This is a genomic window from uncultured Rothia sp., from assembly GCF_937976295.1.
GTDB lineage: Bacteria > Actinomycetota > Actinomycetes > Actinomycetales > Micrococcaceae > Rothia.
The window spans coordinates 1-5,460 of record NZ_CALJRY010000152.1 but is presented as its reverse complement, the minus strand read 5'-3'; the positions used below and the strand labels follow the sequence as shown (position 1 = coordinate 5,460).

Annotated in this window: 3 protein-coding genes; all 3 read right to left on the bottom strand. The window is 53.1% G+C overall.

From position 1 onward, the window contains the following. On the bottom strand, positions 1-1,593 hold a 1,593-nt coding region (locus Q0216_RS04040), incomplete at its 3' end, for a pentapeptide repeat-containing protein (RefSeq protein ID WP_298593131.1). Positions 1,594-1,757: 164 nt separating this feature from the next. Beyond that, positions 1,758-3,404 (bottom strand): pentapeptide repeat-containing protein, encoded by a 1,647-nt coding sequence (locus tag Q0216_RS04035; protein WP_298593129.1) that lies wholly within the window; start codon positions 3,402-3,404, stop codon positions 1,758-1,760. Between the two features lie 159 nt (positions 3,405-3,563). After that, on the bottom strand, positions 3,564-5,336 hold the full coding sequence (locus tag Q0216_RS04030; protein ID WP_298593127.1) for a pentapeptide repeat-containing protein: 1,773 nt from the start codon (positions 5,334-5,336) through the stop codon (positions 3,564-3,566). Between the last annotated feature and the right edge of the window lie 124 nt (positions 5,337-5,460).

Sequence of the window (5,460 nt, the reverse complement as noted above, 5' to 3'; positions counted from 1 at the left end):
CGCTCCGACTGGGATGCGGTAGCCCACGCCGTTCAGCTCGGCTGTACCCAGCGGAATAGGCTGGCTACCCTCGCACACCGCGAAGTTATGCGCCTCCTGACCGGTGGATCCAGAACCGGCAGACAGCGCAACGAACCGAGCCCGGTACACCTCACCTGACTCAACATTCTTAGCCGCAAAGAGCGGCGGGCTCTTCACGAAAGACACCTCGCAGAAATCTGCCGTCTGCACAAAGGACGCCCCTGCAAAATCCGTACCTGCCTCAAAGGTGGCTTCACTGAACCCAGCGAGCTCCTCAAACGTAGCCCGGCTAAAATGCGCATCCCCGTAGAAGGTTGCCGCGTTAAACCCTGCATGCCCCTCAAAGACAGCTTCACGGAACTCCGTAACTCCCGCAAAATCCGTCCTGAAGAAGCTCGCATTACCGCCAAAAGACGACCTAAAGAACCCAGCATTCCCCTCAAAGGAAGCGCCGCTAAACCTCACATCCGCAGCAAACGCAACGTCACGGAAGTCAGCGTACCCTCCAAAAGAAGCCTCGTGGAATTCCGCATTAGCGTTGAAAGCCACCCAGCGGAAGAACGCATCACCAGCAAAGCGCGCGTTACTAAAGTCAGCCGTACCCATGAAAGTTACGCCGCTAAAACGCGCATCCTGGTCAAAGACCGCCCGGGTAAAGTTTGCATCGCCAGTAAAGGTCGCGTCACCGAACCCCGCAATCTCTCCGAAGGTTGCGCGGCTGAAATCCACGGTTCCCACAAAAGTAGCCCCGCTGAAATCTGAACCGTTGCAGAACCTCGCCGCAGAGAAATTGGCGTTCTCAATAGTTAGACCGTCGAGAGGGTAGAAGACGACCGCCCTGCTGAAATCGAACTCAAAGCCGCTCCACGCGCCGGGGACAACAGCCACCTCACCCTTCTCATTTTCAGCAAGGGTGCTGCTGCGCTTACTCATCTCAACGAAGATGCTACGGCGAACATCCTGCTCACCACGAAAAGCCGCAAGATCCGTAGCGAAATCACCCGCATAGTTAGCGGGCGGCGCATCGGATTCAAAAGCATCTGCCTTGAACGCCCGCGAGAACGGCGAACGAACATAAGCGCAGAGGGCATTGACGATGACCTGCCCCTCCTTCTGCCGCGCCTCAACGCTGAGTTGCTCGTCAGCGAGCCACTCATCAACCAGACCCGCAAGAGCGCTGATGGCGCTCGCACGGACTGCCGGGTTCGGATACGCCAGCTGCTCAACTGCCTTGCTGTAAAGGGTACGGCGTTCGGCGTGCACCCGCTGGGGGTGTTCCAGCTTTTTCTGGGTGTTCATGCGGTGGAACTCCCCAAGAAAGAGAACGCCCAGCAGGGTGCCGGTGATGAAGAAAATGAACGGCTGAACCTCAAAATGGGTGATGCCAGGATCAAAGATGAAAGGCATAAAACCCGCCGTGACAATGCCCAAGAGCGCGATAGCCCAAACCCAGGTGCGGAAGCTAGACAGCTTCCCCCTGAGATTGCCGAACTGCGCGGCGAGCGGGAAAAACAGAATGACGACTGCGCAAGCTATCAGCCAAACCCACGCGGTGCTGGGTGTCAGATGCATGTGGTTCTCCTGTCATCGTTGAAAGGGGCGGGTCATACTCAGCATAGTGTAAAAGCGGCTGGGCTTGGGCTGTCACTGGTCACTAGCAAAGACCCCGCCAGCGCTGGATGCACGGGCAGGGTCTGTGTGTGGGAGCTTCCCCGACGGTAGGGGAGAGCTATGTGTTACTGCGCAGGCTCACTGATGCGGGTGTACTCCTGCTTCTCTTCGTCCCAAGAAGCCGGATTAAAGAGCACCGCGCCGAGAGGGAGAACGAACGTTCTATTAAGAAGCTCCGCCTCGCCGCACCTGAAACCGTGTGGGCTCTCGGGGCGCGCCTCAAACAGGTAATCCTGCGGATCCGCCTGCGCCGAGAACCGTGCCCTCTGCAGCCGCCTCTCCAAAGCCTCAAAGGACGGCTCAGTGTACATGAAGCTAGTCTGCCTGAAATCCGCGCTATGACCGAACGTCGCATCCGCGAAGTAGGCGCCCTCAAAGCTCGCCCCGTTGAAGCTCACCGCCCGCGCGAACGTCGCCTTGTAGAAGCCGACATGCGCCGTGAACGTCGCCTGACTAAAGTCGGCGCCCTGCGCGAAGGTCGCGTTACTGAAGTTCGCGTGCTGCGGGAAGTCCATCTCATAGCGCGTCCTCGGAAGCGCAATAAAAGACGCCCGGCTGAACGTGGCGTCGCCGTCGAACCGCGCCCCACCAAAATCCTCGTACTGCGTGAAGGACGCCCCGCTAAAGTCCGCCGCGCCTGCAAAGCGTACGTTGCTGAACATCGCGGACTGCTTGGTGACTACACCGGCAAAGCGCGCGACCCCGCCGAACAGTGACTTAGAGAACACCGCCGGACGGTTGAAGACCGAGGCGGCGAAGTGTGCTTCATCGTGGAACGTGGAGGCGGTGAACACTGCCTTTCCGTCGAAGGTGACCGCCGCGAAGCTGGCTATGCCTGCGGTGGTCAAGCGTGAGAAGTCGGCGTCGGACTTGAAGGTGGATACCGCGAAGTCAGCCGCAGCCGAAAAGACCGCGTCTGAGAAGTCAGTCTCGCCGGTGAAGGTTACGGTTGCGAAACTTGCCGCGTCCGCAAAGCGTGCCCGGCTGAACTCTGCCGCGCCCGCGAAGTGTGCGGCGCTGAAGCCCACCCAGTCGTTGAAGTTCGCGCTGTTGAAGGATGCGTCAGCCGTGAACTGCGCCGCGGAAAAGCTGGTGTCACCGTGGAAGGTTGCGCCGAAGAAATCCGCCGGGCCGTAGAAGGTCGTGGAGGCGAAATCGGCGTTCTGAAAGTGCAGCTGCCGCAAGGGGTAGAAGATGGGTGCGCCGCCGAAGTCGAAGCGCAGGTCAGTCCACATTGGTGATGACGGTGGCACCGCGTGCTTGCCTGCCTTGTTACCCTTCTCGTTGTTCTCGGTGACCGCGGCGAGGCGGCAGCTGAACTCCATGAAGACCGTGCGGCGTACCAGCTGCTCTTCGCGTAGTGCCTCCTGATCGCGCGTGAAGTCGCCTTCGTACTCTTCGGGGGCTTCGTCTGTTTCTAGGACTTGCCGTTTCTGTGCGAGGGGGTAGGGCGTGCGGATGCACCCGGTCAGCGCGTCGATAATGGTCTGAGCTTCTTCGAGGCGTACCTGCTCGGGGAGGGAGGTGTCGGTGAGCCATTCGTCTGCGAGGTTTGCGAGCGTGTACGCCCCGCTGAGGCGTACGGCGGGCTGGTGCCCGTCGAGGAATTGTTCGAGGGCGTGCGTGTAGCGTTCGTGCCGCCCGGCCTGCTGGTTGCGTGCCGGGGTGTTTTTGCGTTGCCGTAGCGCGGTTAAGAGTTTGTTGAGGTTCATGGTGGTGTGCCCTTCCTGCTCCGGTGCTGGCTTATAACCAGCATAGGGGAGGACCCCACCCTTGCGCGCTCGCGCTGGGCAAAAGAAGAAGCCCTGCCTGCATAAGATGCACAGACGGGGCTTGTCTCTTGATTTTCGTCCCCAACTTTCTAATAGCTATTATGCCGGGGGACTTTCCCTGTATTTTCCGTTTTCGTCCTTGGGAGATAAAGGATCAAAGAGCACAGTACCAATAGGGATACGGCGTGTTACGTCGTTAAGCTTGGTCTCTCTCGTATGAATGGGCTTACTGCTGCTAGAAACTGAGAAATTGTAGTCCTCTTGACTTGGATGAACAGAAAACTTAGCCCTCTCCTCTCCACTCGCAAAGATCGCTTCATCCTTTTCGAAAGTCGTGTTGCTGAAATTCACACTCTTGGCGAAGGTCGCGCCGCTAAAATTCGCATTCTTAGCGAAGGTTGCATCGCTAAAGATTGTTTTTTCATTAAAAAATACACCTATGAATATTGAAAGCTCCTTGAAAGTAGATTTACTAAAATCGACTTCTTCATAGAAAGTTCTTCCAGTAAATTGGGTATCTTGAAAGAAAGTTGCTTCTGAAAATGTTGTGTATCCGTAAAAATCTGCGAGAAATAGGACACTGCCGTTAAAGATTGATTTGCTGAAATCAGTACTTCCCTTGAAGGTTGTTTGTGAGAAACCAGTTCCTTCGGTAAATTCTGCTCTCTGAAATCTAACATCTGCATTGAAGATTGATCTCTCAAACAATGTGTTCTTCCTGAAAGATGACTCTATGAAATCAGCATCATCGTTAAAAAATGTTGAGCTGAAATTAACGGATTCAAAAAAATTAGATAGCCCAAAGTTTATTGGTGACTTAAAATGGCTATTTGAAAAATCAACAGGGTAGAAGAAGTCACCTGAGAAGTCGTAGGTGAATTTAGACCAGGGGCCGGGGGTGGGCATTCCACTAGGGTCAAGACCGCGACTAAGCCTGCTTCGTATTTCACTGATAATTGTCTGTCGGATTTCTTTTTCTTCTTTAAAAGAAATTTTATCTTTATTTATTTTCTGTAAAATCTCGAGAGAGTAGACCTTCTTTTTTCTGCGTATCATTGGGGGAGATGTAGAAAGGGTTTGTTTCTCGAGCAGTTCTAACTTATCTGCCAGGGAGAATGGGCGTCGAATATAAGAGCAAAGGTTATTGATAATAATCTGCCCTTCTTTGATTCGAGTTTCTTCATCAATATTGTCGTCGTCTAGCCATTCATCGACAAGACCAACAAGAGCGTAGACTCCACCAAGACGTACTGGTGCATTATCGCTCGATAGTTTATCAACGGCTTCAATATAGCGGTCACGGCGAGCTGCATGAACCTCACGGGTATGGTCCTGGCTATTCTTACGATTTGTCTCGATAAGACCCAAGACAGCGATAATGCCACCAGCAATATATAGAAGATGAAGTCTTAAATCAGAAGATGGATCTTTAGAAGACTGGTTCTGTTGGTTTCCGGAACCTTGGTCATTCTGTGTACTGCTCGTAGATTGCTGAGTATCGGATTTAAACCAATTTGTATAGGAAGGAATATAAAGGGCGGCAACTGCTCCCAGTACTGCAAGAGCCGCAAGAGAGATAACAAAGTATTTTCCCGTAAGAGCGGAAAAGAACTTTTGTATCAATCTAATGAGCGGAAAGAATGCAAAGAGTCCAAATAGTAGTAATAGGAATGTTATTATTGCGCCATTGACTGGTGCCCCAAATTTTGAAAAATTAAATCTCTCTGCTAAATCTGCAATTTGTTGGTCATCTAGTCCTGCTCTGCATGAAATTACGGCAAATACAACGAGTGGAATTACAAATAATATGATTATTTTTTTCTCACGGGTCAGAAATAGTTGTTTGTCTGGTGGAGTGTTTTTTGGCGACATAAAGGTCTCCTGTCTACTTTGAGAGGATATGGTCGTATCCAGGATACGGCAGACGGGTAGTCTCAAGCCACAGGTGAGGGTTAAAGAATTGCGGGCCGGACAAGCAGAGATAGATCGGAAGAGC